Annotated in this window: 17 protein-coding genes; 7 read left to right on the top strand and 10 right to left on the bottom strand. The window is 72.0% G+C overall.

Annotation, left to right across the window (positions count from 1 at the left end; translation table 11 throughout):
- Window positions 1-5: 5 nt before the first annotated feature.
- The 3 genes from IEY82_RS39920 to IEY82_RS39215 all read right to left on the bottom strand — a co-directional run bounded on the left by IEY82_RS39920 (window position 6) and on the right by IEY82_RS39215 (window position 2,035).
- Complete coding sequence (locus tag IEY82_RS39920) at window positions 6-1,127, bottom strand: sensor histidine kinase (protein ID WP_189125540.1); 1,122 nt, start codon at window positions 1,125-1,127, stop codon at window positions 6-8.
- Window positions 1,124-1,777, bottom strand: coding sequence for a response regulator transcription factor (locus IEY82_RS19245; RefSeq protein ID WP_189125539.1), 654 nt, complete (start codon window positions 1,775-1,777; stop codon window positions 1,124-1,126). The genes IEY82_RS39920 and IEY82_RS19245 overlap by 4 nt, the downstream gene beginning before the upstream one ends.
- A 69-nt stretch (window positions 1,778-1,846) precedes the next feature.
- A complete protein-coding gene (locus IEY82_RS39215) occupies window positions 1,847-2,035 on the bottom strand; it encodes a hypothetical protein (RefSeq protein ID WP_225263348.1) in 189 nt (62 codons plus the stop codon).
- Here IEY82_RS39215 and IEY82_RS19240 point away from each other — a divergent pair.
- Genes IEY82_RS19240 through IEY82_RS19230 form a run of 3 tightly spaced genes read left to right on the top strand, consistent with a single transcriptional unit; the run spans window position 2,028 to window position 5,898 of the window.
- Window positions 2,028-3,218: a S41 family peptidase gene (locus tag IEY82_RS19240; protein ID WP_225263346.1), complete on the top strand. Its 1,191-nt coding sequence runs from the start codon at window positions 2,028-2,030 to the stop codon at window positions 3,216-3,218. The two genes, IEY82_RS39215 and IEY82_RS19240, sit on opposite strands and share 8 nt — an antisense overlap.
- 59 nt (window positions 3,219-3,277) lie before the next feature.
- Window positions 3,278-4,024, top strand: a complete 747-nt coding sequence (locus IEY82_RS19235) for an ABC transporter ATP-binding protein (protein ID WP_225263344.1) — start codon at window positions 3,278-3,280, stop codon at window positions 4,022-4,024.
- Between the two features lie 5 nt (window positions 4,025-4,029).
- On the top strand, window positions 4,030-5,898 hold the full coding sequence (locus IEY82_RS19230; protein WP_189125538.1) for an ABC transporter permease: 1,869 nt from the start codon (window positions 4,030-4,032) through the stop codon (window positions 5,896-5,898).
- A 139-nt stretch (window positions 5,899-6,037) separates the two neighbouring features.
- Here the strand turns inward: IEY82_RS19230 and IEY82_RS19225 are convergent, their stop codons facing one another.
- Window positions 6,038-6,970: an NADP-dependent oxidoreductase gene (locus IEY82_RS19225; RefSeq protein WP_189125537.1), complete on the bottom strand. Its 933-nt coding sequence runs from the start codon at window positions 6,968-6,970 to the stop codon at window positions 6,038-6,040.
- Window positions 6,971-7,093: 123 nt separating this feature from the next.
- On the opposite strand from IEY82_RS19225, the gene IEY82_RS19220 reads away from it, so the two are divergent.
- Window positions 7,094-7,537, top strand: a complete 444-nt coding sequence (locus IEY82_RS19220; protein WP_189125536.1) for a winged helix-turn-helix transcriptional regulator — start codon at window positions 7,094-7,096, stop codon at window positions 7,535-7,537.
- A 126-nt stretch (window positions 7,538-7,663) separates the two neighbouring features.
- On the opposite strand, the gene IEY82_RS19215 is transcribed toward IEY82_RS19220, so the two are convergent.
- Window positions 7,664-8,275: a histidine phosphatase family protein gene (locus tag IEY82_RS19215; protein ID WP_189125535.1), complete on the bottom strand. Its 612-nt coding sequence runs from the start codon at window positions 8,273-8,275 to the stop codon at window positions 7,664-7,666.
- An 82-nt stretch (window positions 8,276-8,357) separates the two neighbouring features.
- Complete coding sequence (locus IEY82_RS19210) at window positions 8,358-9,605, bottom strand: PEP/pyruvate-binding domain-containing protein (RefSeq protein ID WP_189125534.1); 1,248 nt, start codon at window positions 9,603-9,605, stop codon at window positions 8,358-8,360.
- A 57-nt stretch (window positions 9,606-9,662) separates the two neighbouring features.
- On the opposite strand from IEY82_RS19210, the gene IEY82_RS19205 reads away from it, so the two are divergent.
- Together IEY82_RS19205 and IEY82_RS19200 are read left to right on the top strand one after the other, a co-directional pair.
- The gene (locus IEY82_RS19205; protein WP_189125533.1) at window positions 9,663-10,058 is read left to right on the top strand and encodes a DNA-binding protein; all 396 of its coding nucleotides are present in this window, start codon (window positions 9,663-9,665) and stop codon (window positions 10,056-10,058) included.
- On the top strand, window positions 10,055-10,690 hold the full coding sequence (locus IEY82_RS19200) for a transcriptional regulator (protein WP_189125532.1): 636 nt from the start codon (window positions 10,055-10,057) through the stop codon (window positions 10,688-10,690). Before IEY82_RS19205 ends, IEY82_RS19200 begins: the two co-directional genes overlap by 4 nt.
- Before the next feature lie 64 nt (window positions 10,691-10,754).
- Here the strand turns inward: IEY82_RS19200 and IEY82_RS19195 are convergent, their stop codons facing one another.
- The 4 genes from IEY82_RS19195 to IEY82_RS19180 all read right to left on the bottom strand — a co-directional run bounded on the left by IEY82_RS19195 (window position 10,755) and on the right by IEY82_RS19180 (window position 13,768).
- Window positions 10,755-10,964: a hypothetical protein gene (locus IEY82_RS19195; RefSeq protein WP_225263341.1), complete on the bottom strand. Its 210-nt coding sequence runs from the start codon at window positions 10,962-10,964 to the stop codon at window positions 10,755-10,757.
- Window positions 10,965-11,069: 105 nt separating this feature from the next.
- Window positions 11,070-11,549: a cupin domain-containing protein gene (locus IEY82_RS19190; RefSeq protein ID WP_189125531.1), complete on the bottom strand. Its 480-nt coding sequence runs from the start codon at window positions 11,547-11,549 to the stop codon at window positions 11,070-11,072.
- Between the two features lie 205 nt (window positions 11,550-11,754).
- Window positions 11,755-12,678: an NADP-dependent oxidoreductase gene (locus IEY82_RS19185; RefSeq protein ID WP_189125530.1), complete on the bottom strand. Its 924-nt coding sequence runs from the start codon at window positions 12,676-12,678 to the stop codon at window positions 11,755-11,757.
- Window positions 12,679-12,769: 91 nt separating this feature from the next.
- Window positions 12,770-13,768: an SDR family NAD(P)-dependent oxidoreductase gene (locus tag IEY82_RS19180; RefSeq protein ID WP_189125529.1), complete on the bottom strand. Its 999-nt coding sequence runs from the start codon at window positions 13,766-13,768 to the stop codon at window positions 12,770-12,772.
- 81 nt (window positions 13,769-13,849) lie between these two features.
- Here IEY82_RS19180 and IEY82_RS19175 point away from each other — a divergent pair, with 81 nt between their 5' ends.
- Entirely contained in the window at window positions 13,850-14,452 is a 603-nt protein-coding gene (locus IEY82_RS19175; RefSeq protein WP_189125528.1) for a TetR/AcrR family transcriptional regulator, read from the top strand.

Here is a 14,452-nt window from a genome sequence, read left to right as displayed (position 1 = left end):
CATGATCACCGACTCGCCTCCGCATCCTCGGCTCCCGCGAAAACCACCACGAGTTCCAACCCGCCCCCCGGGTTGGGGCTCGCGCGCACGTCGGCCCCGTGAGCCTTCGCGATCGACGCGACGATCGACAACCCGAGCCCCGAGCCCTCCCCACGGGTCGTCTGCAGCCGCCTGAAGGGCTCGAAAAGATCGTCGAAACGTTCCTGGGGCACGTCCGGGCCGGTGTTGCGGACGTTCAGAACTCCACGGGAGAGCGTGACCTCGACGGTTCCGCCGGGATGGTTGTAGCGGACCGCGTTGTCGAGGAGGTTGGTGACGAGCCGGTTCAGTAAAACCGGATCCCCGTCGACGACGAACGGCTCGGCCCGCGCCGTCACGGTGACGCCGTCCGCGCCCCCTTCCGCGCCCCCTTCCGCCACGACGAGCCGTACCACCTGGTCCAGGGCCACCGGACTCCTGTCGTCCAGGCCGTGCTCCGCCTGGGCCAGGACCAGCAGGGCGTCGATGAGCTTCTCCGCGCGGTGGTTGTGGAGCAGGAGAGTGTCGCGGATCTCGCCGACGTCCTCGGGGAGCCCGATCTCGATCGCCGCCCGCTGGACGGCCAGCGGGGTTCGCAACTCGTGGGACGCGTTCGCGATGAACCGCCGCTGCCCCGCGACGGAGCGTTCCAGCCGGTCGAGCATCGCGTCGAAGGTGTCGGCCAGTTCCTTCAGCTCGTCCTTCGGCCCGGCGAGCGCGATCCGTTCGTGCAGGGTCGACAGGGACAGCCGCTGCGCTGTGGCGGTGATGCGGTGGAGGGGCCGCAGGATCCGCCCGGCGACCAGCCATCCGACGAGCAACGAGACCAGCACCAGGATCCCGACCGTGAACCCGGTCGCCTCCCACTGGTAGCCGATCACGTCGTTCACCAGCTCGGGCAGCCGCGGCAGTGGCTGCAGCCGGGGCAGCGGCGGCAGCCGATCGCCCGGCGTCACCCGCGTCGGCGCCGGCGTTCCCTCGGGCAGGCGGGCGATCCGCGCCTCCAGTGCCCGGCGCAGCAGGAGGTTGACCGTGACCAGCAACACGACCGAGGTCAGCAGGAACAGCCCGGAGTAGATCAGCGTGAGCCGTACCCGGATCGTCGTCACAAAAGGTATCCCGCTCCGGGAACCGTCTGAATGCACGGCGGGTCGCCCAGCTTGGCCCGTAGGCGGCTGACCAGGACCCGTACCACCGTCGTGAACGGATCGGCGTTCTCGTCCCATGCCTCTTCAAGCAGCCGTTCGGAGCTCACCACCCCGCCGTCCGCCCTCATCAGCACCTCGAGGACGGCGAACTCCTTGAGCGACAGGTGCAGGTGCCGCCCGTCCCGCGAGGCCTGCAGCCGATGCGCGTCGAGCACGATCCCGTGCCGCGTCAGCACCGGAGGCACCTGCGACCGGCTGCGCCGCCCCAGCGCCTGCACCCGTGCGACCAGCTCGGCGAAGTCGAACGGTTTGGGCAGGTAGTCGTCGGCCCCCATCCCGAGACCCGCGACTCGCTCCGGCACCGCCGAGGCCGCCGTCATCATCAGGATCCGCGTACGGCTCCCGTTCGCCACCAGCTCACGGCACACGAGGTCGCCGTGCATCTCGGGCAGGTCCCGGTCCAGTACGAGCACGTCGTAGTCGTGCACCGCCAGCCGTTGTGACGCGGCGGCCCCGTCGTACACCACGTCGACGGCCATGGCATGGCGGCGCAACCCCACCGCCACGAGATCGGCCAGATCGCGTTCGTCTTCGGCCACCAGAATCCGCATGCCGACGTTCGTACCCGAACAGGGGTAACAGTGGCGTTAACGGATCCGTTCACCACCGTGCAACCCGCCTCAGGCCACGCTCGCGGCCATGATCAGAGCCCTGTGCGCCGCCGTCCTGGTGACGGCCTGCTCCATGTCCGCCCCCGCGTCGGCCCCGACGCCGCAGCCGGCGTCACCATCGGCCACCACCCCAGGCGGAGGCTGCACCCCCAGCACGGCGCCACCGCCGCGATCGGCACCGCCGACCTCGGTGAACACGCTCCGGCAGGCGTACTTCTGCGTGCTGGCCAACTATTACAGCGGCCCGGTCATGGATTCGAAGGCGCTGCTGAAGAGCGCGTTCGCCGCCTACACCCAGAACCTGATGCGGCGCGGCGCCGACCGGGCCGACCTCCGGCTGCCCGCCCTCACCGGGAACCATGACACCGACTGGGCCGCCTTCGCGAAAGTCCTCGGCGCCGGTGACCCCGCCGCCCTGCGCGCCGCGATCACCGGCATGGTCGCCGGACTGCACGACAACCACGCCCGCTCGGTCAGGCCGGCCCCGCCGCAGGACGGCGGGCCGACCGGAACGGGCATCGTGGGCGCGTCGGCCCAGCAGGGATCGCAGCTCGACCCCGCCGCCCGACCACCTCTGTTCATCACCCAGGTCCTGCCGGGCAGCCCCGCGGCCAAGGCCGGCATCAGAGCCGGTGACATCATCGTCAAGGTCAACGGCGTGCCGGCGTTCATCGGGGACACCGTCAATCAGGGCCTCCTCGACGCCTTCGCCTCCGGCACGGTACGGCTCACGCTCAAGCGGCCCACGACGGGACGGAACCGCGTCGTCGAGCTCAGGGAGGGCCCCATCAGGCGGCAGCCTCCGGCGGTGACGTCGAAGAAGCTCGCCGACGGCGTCGTGTACGTCCGACTGCCCGGATTCTACGAAGGCGCCGCCGACCAGGTCATCGCCAAGCTGGGCGGGAAGCCGGAGGCGGTGGTCCTCGACCTGCGCGGCAACGGCGGCGGCTCGCCTCGCGAGGTGACGCGGCTGCTCGGCGCGTTCGCGCACGGCAAGGTCACCAGCTACTTCTGCCCGCTCAAGGGCGACTGCGTGCCCAACCGGACCGACGACAGCGTCCCGCTGCTCGGCTCGCGCCTGGTCGTCCTCACCGACCGCGGATGCGCTTCGGCCTGCGAGGACTTCAGCGCGGCGGTCAAGGACAACGGCCTGGGCACGCTCATCGGGACCCGCACCGCCGGGGCCGTCTCCGGCCCCAGCGAGGGATACCTCCTCGACGACGGCAGTGTCCTGCTGCTGCCCAGGGTCCGGCACCTCGGGCCCGCCCGCGAGATCATCGACACCATCGGCGTGCCGGTCGACCACCACGCCCCCATGACCGCCCTCGACCTGGCCACCGGTCGCGACCCGGGCGTGGCCAAGGCGCTGACGCTCCTGTGACGCGCCCGCCGCGACGGCCGGCAACGAGTCACCGACTGGACCTGACGAAGGAGTGGATCGTGAGCGATGCCGCCGACACGCCCGTGCTGAGCGCACGCGGGTTGCGGAAGGAGTACGGAAAGGGGGAAGGGCTGGTACGCGCCGTCGACGGCGTCGATCTGGACATCGGCGCGGGAGAGACGGTGGCGATCACGGGGCCCAGCGGCTGCGGGAAGTCCACGCTGCTGCACCTGCTCGGCGGGCTGGACCGGCCCTCGGGCGGCGAGGTGTCACTGAACGGCCGGCGCATCGACGACATCAGCGAGAAGGCCCTGTCCAGGATGCGGCGGACCGACGTCGGCTACGTCTTCCAGTCCTTCCACCTGATGGAGGAGCTCACCGCCGTCGAGAACGTCGAACTGTCGGCGCTGCTCGCCGGCCGCTCGCCGCGGGCCGCCCGGCGGCGCGCGGAGGAGCTGCTGGACCGGCTCGGGCTCGCCGGCCGGTCGCGCTTCCTGCCCTCGGCGCTCTCCGGCGGCCAGCGGCAGCGGGTCGCGGTCGCCCGGGCGCTCAGCAACGAGCCGCTGGTCGTCCTCGCGGACGAACCGACCGGCAACCTGGACAGCGCCGCCACCCTGGACGTCCTTCAGCTCTTCAAGGACCTGCACGAGTCCGGGCAGACGCTGGTCATCGTCACGCACGACGCGCGGATCGCGGCCACCACGGACCGGACGTTCACGATGCGCGACGGCGCGCTCGTGGACGAAACCTGGCCGAGCGGCGGCACCACCGGGCGGCTCGGCGCGCTCGCCGGACTGGAGGACTGACCGGAATGGGGCGCATCCTCCTCGTGGTCCGCCTGGCGCTGCGCGACCTCCGGCGGCGTCGCACCGAGGCCGTGCTTCTGCTGATCGCCATCCTGACCGCCACCACGACGCTGACGCTCGCGCTCGTCCTGCGCGACGCGGCCGGAGACCCGTACGAGAGCACCCGGGCGGTGACCAAGGGGCCCGACGTGGTCGCGAACGTCCAGTCCACCGGGCTCGACCACCTCGATCAACTGGCCACCGCCTCCGGCGTCACCCAGCACAGCGGACCGTACCCCGTCATCGCGGGGAAGCTCATCGCGGGGAAGCTCTTCGCGGGAAAGATCGAGGCGTCCGGCCGGACGTCGGACGCGCAGGTCGAAGGGCGCGACGCCACTGTCGCGTCGGTCGACCAGCCGGAGGTGACGAAGGGCGGCTGGGTCAGCGACGGCGGCGTGGTGGTCGAGGCCGCCTTCGCCGACTCGCTCGACGTGGGCGTCGGTGACTCGGTGGTCCTGAACGGCAGGTCGTTCGAGGTCGTCGGTGTCGCGGTCACCGCCGCCATGCCGCCCTATCCCGGTGGGTCCTGCATCGTCTCCGCCGGCTGCGTCAACGGTGCCATCCCCGACGACCGGGACCTGCCGCCGGGGTTGCTGCACAATCCCGGGCTGGTCTGGCTCACCCAGGCGGATGTACGGAGCCTCGCCTCGGACGGAGGCTCCCTGTCGTACGTGATGAACCTGAAGCTGGCCGACCCGGACGAAGCCCAGGCGTTCGTCGACCGGAACGGCGGCGAACACGGTGGCGTCATGTCCATGCGGACCTGGCAGAGCATCCTGGCCGACGCCACCGAACTGGCCCAGGACTCCCAGATCCTGCTGCTGATCGGCGCCTGGCTGCTCGGCCTGCTCGCCGTGGCCAGTCTGTCGGTGCTGGTGGGCGGCAGGATGGCCGACCAGACCCGACGCGTCGGACTCCTCAAGGCAGTCGGCGCCACCCCGGGCCTGGTCGCTGCCGTGCTGCTCGCGCAGTATCTCCTCGTGGCGCTCGTCGCGGCCGGGGCCGGGCTGACGATCGGAGCGCTGACCGCTCCGTTGCTCACCGAGTCCAGTGCCGGGCTCGTCGGCAGCGCGGGGACGGCGTCGCTGACCTGGTCCACGATCGGTCTGGTCACCGCCGTGGCCCTCGGCGTCGCAGTGGTGGCGACCGCGGTTCCGGCCGTGCGCGCGGCCCGCTCCAGCACCGTCAGCGCGCTGGCCGACGCGGCACGCCCACCGCGCCGCACCGGTTGGCTGATCGCCGTCTCGGCGCGACTGCCGGTCCCGCTGCTTCTCGCCTCGCGGGTCGCCGCCCGCCGGCCGCGACGGGTGGCGCTGGGTGTGGTCAGCATCGCGGTGACGGTCAGCGGGCTCTACGTCCTGCTGGTGCTCAACGCCTTCCTCGGCGACCAGCCGAGCACCGGGGCGTACACCGAAGCCCAGGTGGCGGTGCTGCGGCAGGTGCTGCTCGTCTGGACGGTGATCCTGCTCTCCCTCGCGGCGGTCAACGCCATCGTCATCACCTGGGCGACGGTGCTCGACAACCGGCATGCGTCGGCGCTGGCGCGCGCCCTCGGCGCGACCCCGCGGGAGGTGAGCGGCGCCCTGGCGGCCGCGCAGGTGCTGCCCGCGCTCCTCGGCGCCGTCCTCGGTGTCTTTCCGGGAGGCTGGGCGCTGTTCGCCGCCATCGTCACGATCACCGGCGGCGACAGCGACAAGGCCACGCTTCCCGCCCTCTGGCAGCTGACCGTCATGGTGCTGGCAGCCGTGCTCGTGGTGGCGGCGCTCACCTCCGTTCCCGCCTACCTCGGTGGCCGCCGTCCCGTGACCGAGACCCTGTCGGCTTCCCGGTCCTGAAGGACTGAGCTCGCGGTTCCTGGTCGTCGGTGGCTCCGATTACGCCGCTTCCGGCCCGCACCGGCGAGCACGGCGAGCCGGCCCCGCCGGCCGACCAGGACCCGGACCCGGTGGATCCGGGTGCATGCCGTCGCCGCGGTCAGGGCGTGAGCACGAAGCGACCGCGCACCCCGCCCTTGGCCATGGCCCGGTGGGTGTCGGCGACCTGGTCCAGCGGCACGACCGCGTGCACCCGGGCCGGCAGCTCGCCGGACGCGGTGCGGGCGAGCAGGCCGCTCAATCGAGGGCCGTCGGGGTGGGTCACCACGACGGCCACGGTGATCCCCCGCTCAGCGGCCGGCACGGCGTTCGGCCGGACGCCGACGAACGCGCCGCCGTCTCGGACCAGGGCAAGGCCCGCTCCCTGCAACGCCGCGCCGTCGGCGACCGCGTCCCAGCCCGGCTCGGCGTGCGTGGTGAAGCCGACGCCGAGGCCGCGGACGAACTCCTCGTCCTCGGCTCTGGCCAGACCGGTCACCTGCCAGCCGCGGTCGGGCGCGAGCGCGGCGACGTAGCCCCCGACCGCGCCGGCCGCGCCGGTCACCAGCAGCCGGTTGCCGTCGGACGGCGCGTCGCCGAGCAGGTCGAGGATCTGGGCGGCGGCCAGCCCGTTGAGCGGCACCGTCGACGCCGCCGCCAGGTCCAGCCCGTCGGGAACGACGGCGAGACTGGCGACCGCCACGACGAGCTGCTCGGCGTAGGTGCCGAAGTCGCGGTCGAAGCCGTCCACCAGGCCGGCGACCCGGGTGCCGGGCGCCATGTCCACATCGGGTCCGGCGGCGACGACGGTGCCGGCGAATTCCCAGCCCAGGCCGGTGTGCTCGGGCTGGTCGATCAACCCTGAGGCGTGGAAGAAGCCGCTCGCGACCCCGAGATCGACGGGGTTGACCGGCGCGGCGGCGATCTCCACCCGAACCTCGCCGGGCCCGGGCTCGACGACGGGCACGTCGATGATCTCGATCGAGTCGGGTCCACTCGGGGTGCGGACAACGGCCGTCCGGAAGGTGGCGGTACGGGACGTGGGAGTGTTCACGGGTTCGCTCCTTGTGGCTTGTGCTCGGCGGTTGCCTTGCACCACTGTGGGATGGGTAACTCCCCAACGGGAAGTAGGCACTTCGAAGTGCGTAGGTCACCCCTCGGTAGGAAGGAGCGGTCGATGCCGACGATGACGGCGGCCCAGAAGCGGGCACAGGCGCGGGCGGATTACGACGCGTTCCTGGCGGGCTGCCCCAGCCGCCGGCTACTCGCCCGGATCTCCGACAAGTGGATCGCGCTGATCCTGGCCGCCCTCGGCGGCGACGGCCCGCACCCCTCCGGGGACGACAGCGCCGTCAAGCCGCGGGCGATGCGCTACTCCGAGCTGTCCCGACGGCTGGCCGGGGTCAGCCAGAAGATGCTCACCCAGACGCTGCGCTCCCTCGAACGCGACGGCCTGGTCACCCGCACCGTGACGCCGACCGTGCCCGTCACGGTCACCTACGAGCTGACCGAGCTCGGTCTCTCGCTCCACCACATGATGCGCGGCATCAAGGAGTGGGCCGAGACGCACATGAACGAAGTGCTCGCCAATCGCGAGGAGTACGACACCCGCACCGCCTGAACACCGACGACCAACGCGACAGGACCTCACCCACACTCGCCACCGGGTGCCGGCCGTGGTCGTGCCCGAGGCCTGAGCGCACGCGATCACGCGCCAGACGCCCGAGCCCCGGTCGGCACGGCCGCCTCATGGCCTCGTACCGTCGGGGAACCCGGTCCAGCGCAGGTCGGCCGGAAGGTGGCTCATGTCATTGAACATGACGAGCGTCGGCGGCAGACCGGTGCGGTGGTCGATGACCGTCAGGGCGGCGTTGGCGCTGTTCAGGCCGAGCCACCGGGAGGGCGGCGCGTCCAGGGCGTGCCGCACCAGCCACGCGATCTGGTAGGCGTGCGTCACCAGAACCTCGTGAGTGTCGCGCCGGGTGCCGGTCGCGGTCTTGGGGGACTCCGCGAACCGGGCGACCAGGGCCTCGGCGAGCTTACGGCCCGAGGCCGCCTCGGCGGCGTCGTAGCCGTCGAAGAAGCCTGCCCAGGACGGGGGTGTCTCGGCAGCCTGGGGAACGTAGGGCAGGTGGTCGATGAGTTCCTCGGCCTCGAGGACGGGCGCGTTCCGCAGGTGCCGGGCGAGTTCGTGCGCGCTGGCCGCGGCGCGCGGTAGCGGAGAGTGCCACACGGCGTCGACCGGCAGGCCGGCGAGCCGTTCGCCCAGCAGGCCCGCCTGCCGGCGACCGATGTCGGTGAGGTTCCCGAACGCGTCGGCGGCGCCGTGGCGCGCCAGGTAGAGGTGTCGCGTGGTCATGAGCGGCTGGGGCGCGTGCCCGTGTGGGCCGCTCCCCGTCTCCTTTCGGTCCTGGGGTGACGCGGGCGTGGGTGCGGATCGGTCACGCATCGGCCGCCGTGACGGTGCCGGTGGTGCCGTCGATGGTGATGGTGCTGTCGTCGTGGAGTCTGCTCGTCGCGTTCGGGACGCCGAGGACCGCGGGGATGCCGTGCTCGCGAGCGACGATCGCGGCGTGGGAGAGCACGCCTCCGGCCTCGGTGATGACGCCGGCCGCGATGCGCAGCAGCGGCGTCCAGGCGGGGTCGGTGAAGGGGCAGACGATGATGTCGCCGGGGTGCGCGCGCGTGAAGTCGCGGGGACCGCGGATGATCCTCGCGGTGCCGGTCACGACCCCGTGGCTGCCGGGTGTTCCGGTCAGCGTGGGCGCGGCGGCCGGGGCGTGGCCGGCTGGCGAAGGCCACGCCGGGGGAGCGGCGGTGACCGGCCGTGCCTGCAGGATCCAGGCGCCGCCATCGGCGATCGCCCACTCGACGTCCTGAGGCCCGTCACGTACGGTGGTGATCTTCTTGCCCAGCTCGGCGAGCAGTCCGGCGGTCGCGTCGTCGAGTGCCGGCCGGTCGCGGGCATGGTCGGGCACGGCGGAGGTGACGAGTCGCCCGCCACGCCGGTCGAGGCGGGTCCGTTTGCGCGCGAGCGTGCGGGTGACCGAGCCGTCCCCGGCGACGCGGTAGGCGTCAGGGGTGACGGTGCCGCCGACGACGCTGGGGCCGAGCCCCCAGGACGCCTCGATGCGGGTCACGTCGTGCGGGTCCGCGGGGGTGAACATGACCCCCGACACCTCGGCGTCCAGATGGCGTTGCACGAGCACGGCCATGACGAGATCGTCGACGGGCCGGCCGCCGCGGCCGGAGGCGTCCCGGTAGTCGATGGCGCGCGAAGTGAACAGCGAGGCCCAGCAGGCGCGTACGGCGTCGATGACCGCGCCGACCCCGCGCACGGCGAGAAAGCTGTCGTGCTGCCCGGCCGCCGACGTCTGGCCGGTGTCCTCGTCCGCGGCGGACGATCTCACCGCGACGGGCGGATCGCCGAGCTCGCCGAGCGCGCGTCCGAGCGCGTCGATCAGAAGGTCATCGACCGGGCGGGCCTCGATCGCCCGCCGCGCGGCGTCGAGCCGGTCCGGCCGGCCGGCGAGCAGCTCGAAGCCCAGGTCGCGGAGGGCGGCGCGGTAAGCGGCGAACGGCACCACGAAACCGTCGGGAACCGGTAGTCCCGCGCGAAGCAGAGCGCCGAGCGCACCGGCCTTGCCGCCGCAGGTATCGGCGGCAGCCGATATGAGGGGTACGATCATCCGCTACCTATCAACGAAAGATTGACAACAATTCATTGATTGTGGATCATGTTGACCATGTCACGCAAGCACGACCTCACCCAGGCCGGACGCGCCGACCACGTCCAGGCCAGGCGCGAGCACGACGCGAGCGACCGCCTTCTGCGCCTGGGCGCGGGGGCGCTCGACGCCCGCCCGTGGCGCCCCTCTCCGGCGCCGCCGTCGGCGGTCGACCTCGTCCAGTTCGCCGTCTGGCGCAACGCCGACCTGGATCCGGAGGACGTCCTGAGCGCGCTGAGCCTCCTGCCCGCCGCACACGCCGAAGTCGAAGGACTCGAGTCCGCCCTGCTGTTCATCGCCCGCGGCGCCGGGCTGACCTGGGCCCAGATGGCGAACGCGATGGGGTTCAACTCCCCGCAGGCGTGCCAGCAGCACTTCAACCGCCTGACGGCGCGGCAGGACGCCGGCTCATGACGCGCGACTCCCTGCCCGGCCTGCTGGTCCTGCACGCCGTGCGCGTCCTCGGGTTCGCGGACACCCCGGTGGCCGCGCAGCGGTACGGGCTCGATGCGGCCGAGACCGAAGAGTTGCTGCGCGACGCCGAGGCGCGCGGCTGGGTCTCGTACACCGCCTTCGCCGGCACCGCGGGCTGGTCGCTGACCGAACGGGGCCGGGCCGAGAACGAGCGCCTGCTCGCGACCGAGCTCGCCCGCGTCGGCGGCGCCGACGAGGTCCGCGACGTCCACCGCGAGTTCCTCCCGCTGAACGCCCTGCTGCTGCGGGCCTGCACCGACTGGCAACTCCGGCCCACCGCCGGCGACCGGCTCACCGCCAACGACCACCGCGATCCTGCCTGGGACGCCCGGGTCCTACGCGAGCTCGGCGACATCTCCCGCGCGCTCACGCCACTGGCCGACCGGCTCGGGAGCGTCCTGACCCGGTTGCGCGGATACGACACCCGATTCGCCGCGGCCCTGGCGCGTGCTCGCGCCGGGGAGAACGCCTGGGTGGACCGCACCGACGTCGACTCCTGCCATCGCGTCTGGTTCCAGCTCCACGAAGACCTCATCGCCACGCTCGGCCTCGACCGGCACGCGCACTCTTGACCTGCTCGCGGGCGTTCCCGACTGCACCCGGGCAGATGGACGGCCGAGTTCGCGGACTCGCGGGTCAGGCGGGTGGGCGGCCTTCGAGAGGGTTGGCGGCGATCCGCCCCGCGACGTCGTTCCTGACCGATGCGGCGGCGGCGCTGTCCGGCTTGCGTCTCGCCTGGTCCTCGAAGCACGCCAGGAACCGCGCGCCGAATCCCAGCCGGGGATGGCGGGCGAGCATCCGCGCCCTGGCGTCCGGCGAGAACTCCTCCGGCCGCCGGCCGACCACCTCCCAGCTGGTACAGCGCGGGCGGGTAGAAACGCGTGGCCACCGACAGCGCCGCCGCGGCGGCGGGAGTCTCCGGAAACATGAGTCCAGCCCTCCCCGATGGTTCTACCTTGGCGGGTCGTCGACCTTGAGCTCGTCTCCCGTGTTGGAGACGAAGACGACCAGCAGCTTCGCCGGTCGCGTCCGGCTGGTGTTCTCCGTGAGCACATGGTGCGCGTCCGGCGGCTCGACCCAGTTCTCGCCTTGACTGTACGTACGCACCGGCTCGCCGCCGAGCCGGCTGCGCACGGTGCCCTCGAGGACGTAGGCGTAGACGAACGCCTTGCCGTGCCGATGCGGCGCCGCGCGTGCGGCGGGCGGGAAGTTCACGATCGCCGAGGTGAACGTCTTGCCCTGGACATTGGGAAGCGCCTGTTCCAGGAGAGGCGACAGCGTCTCGGACGGTGGCTGCGAGACCGTCGCGGCCACCGGCACCTGGTCGGTCGCCCGCTCCGCTGTCGCCCGCTCCGCTGTGGGCGCGCATCCGACGGACGCGGCCACCAGGCCGGCGGCCAGAAGGCCACCGGCAGACCGTACGTGGATCATGTCGGCTCTCCCATCCTGCTCGGACCTTTCAGGCGCACCGGGTGATCGCGAGGCGTCTCGGGTTCCGTCGGTCAGGAGGAGTGTTGATGAGGATGTCCAGGCATCTCGGAGCCTAACCACGGGCGATTTCAAGCCTTGGTGACGGTCTGCTCAAATGCAGCCGAGCCGAGCCGAGCCGATACGACGTCGCCGGCGACTGAGCCGGCTAGTCGCCTTCCGTGACCCGGATGATCGTCTTGCCGGGGGTGCGCTGGGCGGGCGCGAACGCGGCGGGCGTCTCGGCGAGCGTTCGCACGGCCCCGACGATCGGGCGGAGCCGTCCGTCCCGGACCCGCCGTGCCAGGTCCGCCAGCCGGGCACGATCGGATTCGACGACGAAGAAGATCGCCTGCCCGTCACGGGGCCGGACCGTAGGTGGCGAGACGATGGTGACCAGCGTGCCGCCGGTGCGCACCAGCGCGGCCGAGCGGTCCAGGATGTCACCGCCGATCACGTCGAACACCACGTCGACCTGACCGGCATCCTCAAGGTGATCGGCCTGCAGGTCCACGAAGGCGTCCGCGCCGAGGCCGAGTGCTGTGTCCCTGTCGCCGGCCCTGCCGGTGCCGATCACCCGGGCTCCCGCCTCGCGTGCGAGCTGCGCCGCGATGGAACCAACACCGCCCGCGATGCCGTGGATCAGGACGGTCTGGCCGGCGGCCAGGCGGCCGTGGTCGAACAGGCCCTGCCACGCGGTCAGCCCTGAGATCGGCAGTGCGGCGGCCACGGTGTGGTCGACGCCGGCCGGCAGCGGCGCGAGGTTGCGGGCCTCCACCGCCACGTACTCGGCCAGCGAGCCGTTGCGGGTCCAGTCGGTCAGCCCGAACACCCGCTGGCCGACGGTCAGGCCGGTTGTTCCGTATCCCAGCTCGGCGACGGTACCCGACACCTCATGCCCGGGCACGCTGGGCGTGCGGTCACGGCCGGCGCGATCGGACCACGTTGCCGGCCAGTCGAGCTCTCCGGGAGTGAACCCTGCGGCATGCACCCGGACGACGACATCGTTCTCGGCGGCATGCGGGTACGGCTCTTCCGTCAGGGAAAGCCCGGCCAGCCCGGCGGCGCGGTCTCGAACGGTGATGGCTCGCATGACGGGTCCTCACTCGTGACGGAGATGGCGAACAGGACGAACGTACAGACGTTCTTCCCCCGAACGGGTCCCCGTCACGATGTGGCGCGCGTCATGCGGAGGCTGTGCCGGACTGCCCGCTCTGGTCCAGCAGGGTGTTGATCATCTCCTGGAGTTCGGCGCGTCCAGTGGTGCCGAGCGCGCCGGACAGGGCTTGGGCGAGCTTGTCGAACGGGTCGTCCATCGGCAGCTCTTTCACCTTCGCGGCCAGCTCCGCCACGCTCCACGGCCCGTCCTTGTGGATGTGGCCGCCGAGGGACCAGCCTTGGTTGACCGCGACCGTACCGCCCCGCACCGACAGCACCTGGCCGGTGAGCGGGCAGGCTGGACCGGCGAGATAGGCGGCGACCGGCGCGCACGCGGCCGGGTGGAGGGGGTCGAACCCGGTCGCCGGTGGTTCCTGACTCATGCCGGGGACGCCGAGGGTGAGCCTGGTGCGCGCCATCGACGGCGAGATGCAATTGACCCGAACGCCGTAGCGGCCCAGTTCGAGGGCGGCCACGACGGTCAGCGCCGCGACTCCGGCGTTGCCCGCCGCGTAGGAGACCTGCGTGGGCAGCGGGTTGAGCAGTCCGGAGCCGGAGGAGGTGTTGACGACGGCGCGGTCGGCGCGGACGCCCGCCTGGTATCGGTCGCGCCAGTGGCGGGCCGCCCAGCGGGTCACCGCGAAGGTGCCTTTGAGCTTGACGGCCAGGACGTCGTCGAAGTCCTCCTCCGACAGGTCGGTCAGGCCGAGGTTCCGTTCGATGGTCGCGTTGTTGACCACTACGTGCAGGTCGCCGAAGGTCCGCAGGGCCGTCTCCACCATGCGGCGGGCGCCGTCCCAGTCGGCGACGTCGTCGGTGTCGGCCACGGCGTGGCCGCCACGCACGGTGATCTCCTCGACGACGTCCGCCGCCACGCCGGCGTCGCCGCCCGTGCCGTCGATGGCGACGCCGGGGTCGTTGACGACGACCTTGGCGCCCTCGGCGGCGAAGAACAACGCCTCCTCCCGCCCGATGCCGCGCCCTGCTCCGGTGATGAGGACGACTCGTCCGTCCAGGCTTCCCATGCTGACCGCCCTTCAATCGCTACAGTCACTGTAACAATACATTGTATGCACTAGTGCAGGCTCTAAAGTAAACTGGAGCACATGGTGGAGAAACTGGGGCTGCGGGAGCGGAAGAAGCAGCGCACCCGGCAGGCGCTGATCGAGGCGGCGGTCCGCCTGTTCGACGACAGGGGCTACGACCAGGTGACCGTGGCCGAGATCGCCGACGCGGCGGAGGTGTCTCCCCGCACCTTCTTCCTCCACTTTCAGACCAAGGAGGACGTGCTCTTGGCCAACGCCGACGTGCGCGTCGACCTGGCGCTACAGGTGATCGCCGAGCGCCACGCCGGGGAGCCGCTGTCCGAGGTGCTGGTGCGGGCGATGGACCGAATGATCGCCGACGCCTGGGACCGCGACCTGTCCAGCGGGCTCGCCGCGCTGCGGGCCAGGCTGGCGGCCTCGGTGCCGGCGCTGCAGACCCGGCTGCTGCAGCGCTACCTCTCCGCGCAGGCCGAGCTGGCCCAGGCGCTGCAGCGGGCATTCCCCGCCAGGCTCGACGCGATCACCGCCTCCGCTCTCGTCGGCGCGATGGTGGGCGCGGTCAGCGCCGCCGCGCTGACCGCGCTGGAGCGCGGCGACGGTCCCGACGAGGCACGGGACGCCATGCGGCAGGCCATGGCCTTGGTGGCGCGATCCGTCGCCTGA

Origin of the sequence: Nonomuraea cavernae, assembly GCF_014646355.1 — a bacterium.
In the GTDB taxonomy this organism is placed as follows: domain Bacteria; phylum Actinomycetota; class Actinomycetes; order Streptosporangiales; family Streptosporangiaceae; genus Nonomuraea; species Nonomuraea cavernae.
This window is presented reverse-complemented; position numbering and strand designations above follow the sequence as displayed.

Excerpts from the sequence above, each read along its gene's own strand:
- IEY82_RS19180 (WP_189125529.1), bottom strand. The coding sequence starts at position 13,768 with ATGGGAAGCCTGGACGGACGAGTCGTCCTCATCACCGGAGCAGGGCGC.
- IEY82_RS19210 (WP_189125534.1), bottom strand. The coding sequence starts at position 9,605 with ATGATCGTACCCCTCATATCGGCTGCCGCCGATACCTGCGGCGGCAAG.
- IEY82_RS19175 (WP_189125528.1), top strand. The coding sequence starts at position 13,850 with ATGGTGGAGAAACTGGGGCTGCGGGAGCGGAAGAAGCAGCGCACCCGG.
- IEY82_RS19245 (WP_189125539.1), bottom strand. The coding sequence starts at position 1,777 with ATGCGGATTCTGGTGGCCGAAGACGAACGCGATCTGGCCGATCTCGTG.
- IEY82_RS19230 (WP_189125538.1), top strand. The coding sequence starts at position 4,030 with ATGGGGCGCATCCTCCTCGTGGTCCGCCTGGCGCTGCGCGACCTCCGG.
- IEY82_RS19205 (WP_189125533.1), top strand. The coding sequence starts at position 9,663 with ATGTCACGCAAGCACGACCTCACCCAGGCCGGACGCGCCGACCACGTC.
- IEY82_RS19190 (WP_189125531.1), bottom strand. The coding sequence starts at position 11,549 with ATGATCCACGTACGGTCTGCCGGTGGCCTTCTGGCCGCCGGCCTGGTG.
- IEY82_RS19185 (WP_189125530.1), bottom strand. The coding sequence starts at position 12,678 with ATGCGAGCCATCACCGTTCGAGACCGCGCCGCCGGGCTGGCCGGGCTT.
- IEY82_RS19220 (WP_189125536.1), top strand. The coding sequence starts at position 7,094 with ATGCCGACGATGACGGCGGCCCAGAAGCGGGCACAGGCGCGGGCGGAT.
- IEY82_RS19215 (WP_189125535.1), bottom strand. The coding sequence starts at position 8,275 with ATGACCACGCGACACCTCTACCTGGCGCGCCACGGCGCCGCCGACGCG.
- IEY82_RS19200 (WP_189125532.1), top strand. The coding sequence starts at position 10,055 with ATGACGCGCGACTCCCTGCCCGGCCTGCTGGTCCTGCACGCCGTGCGC.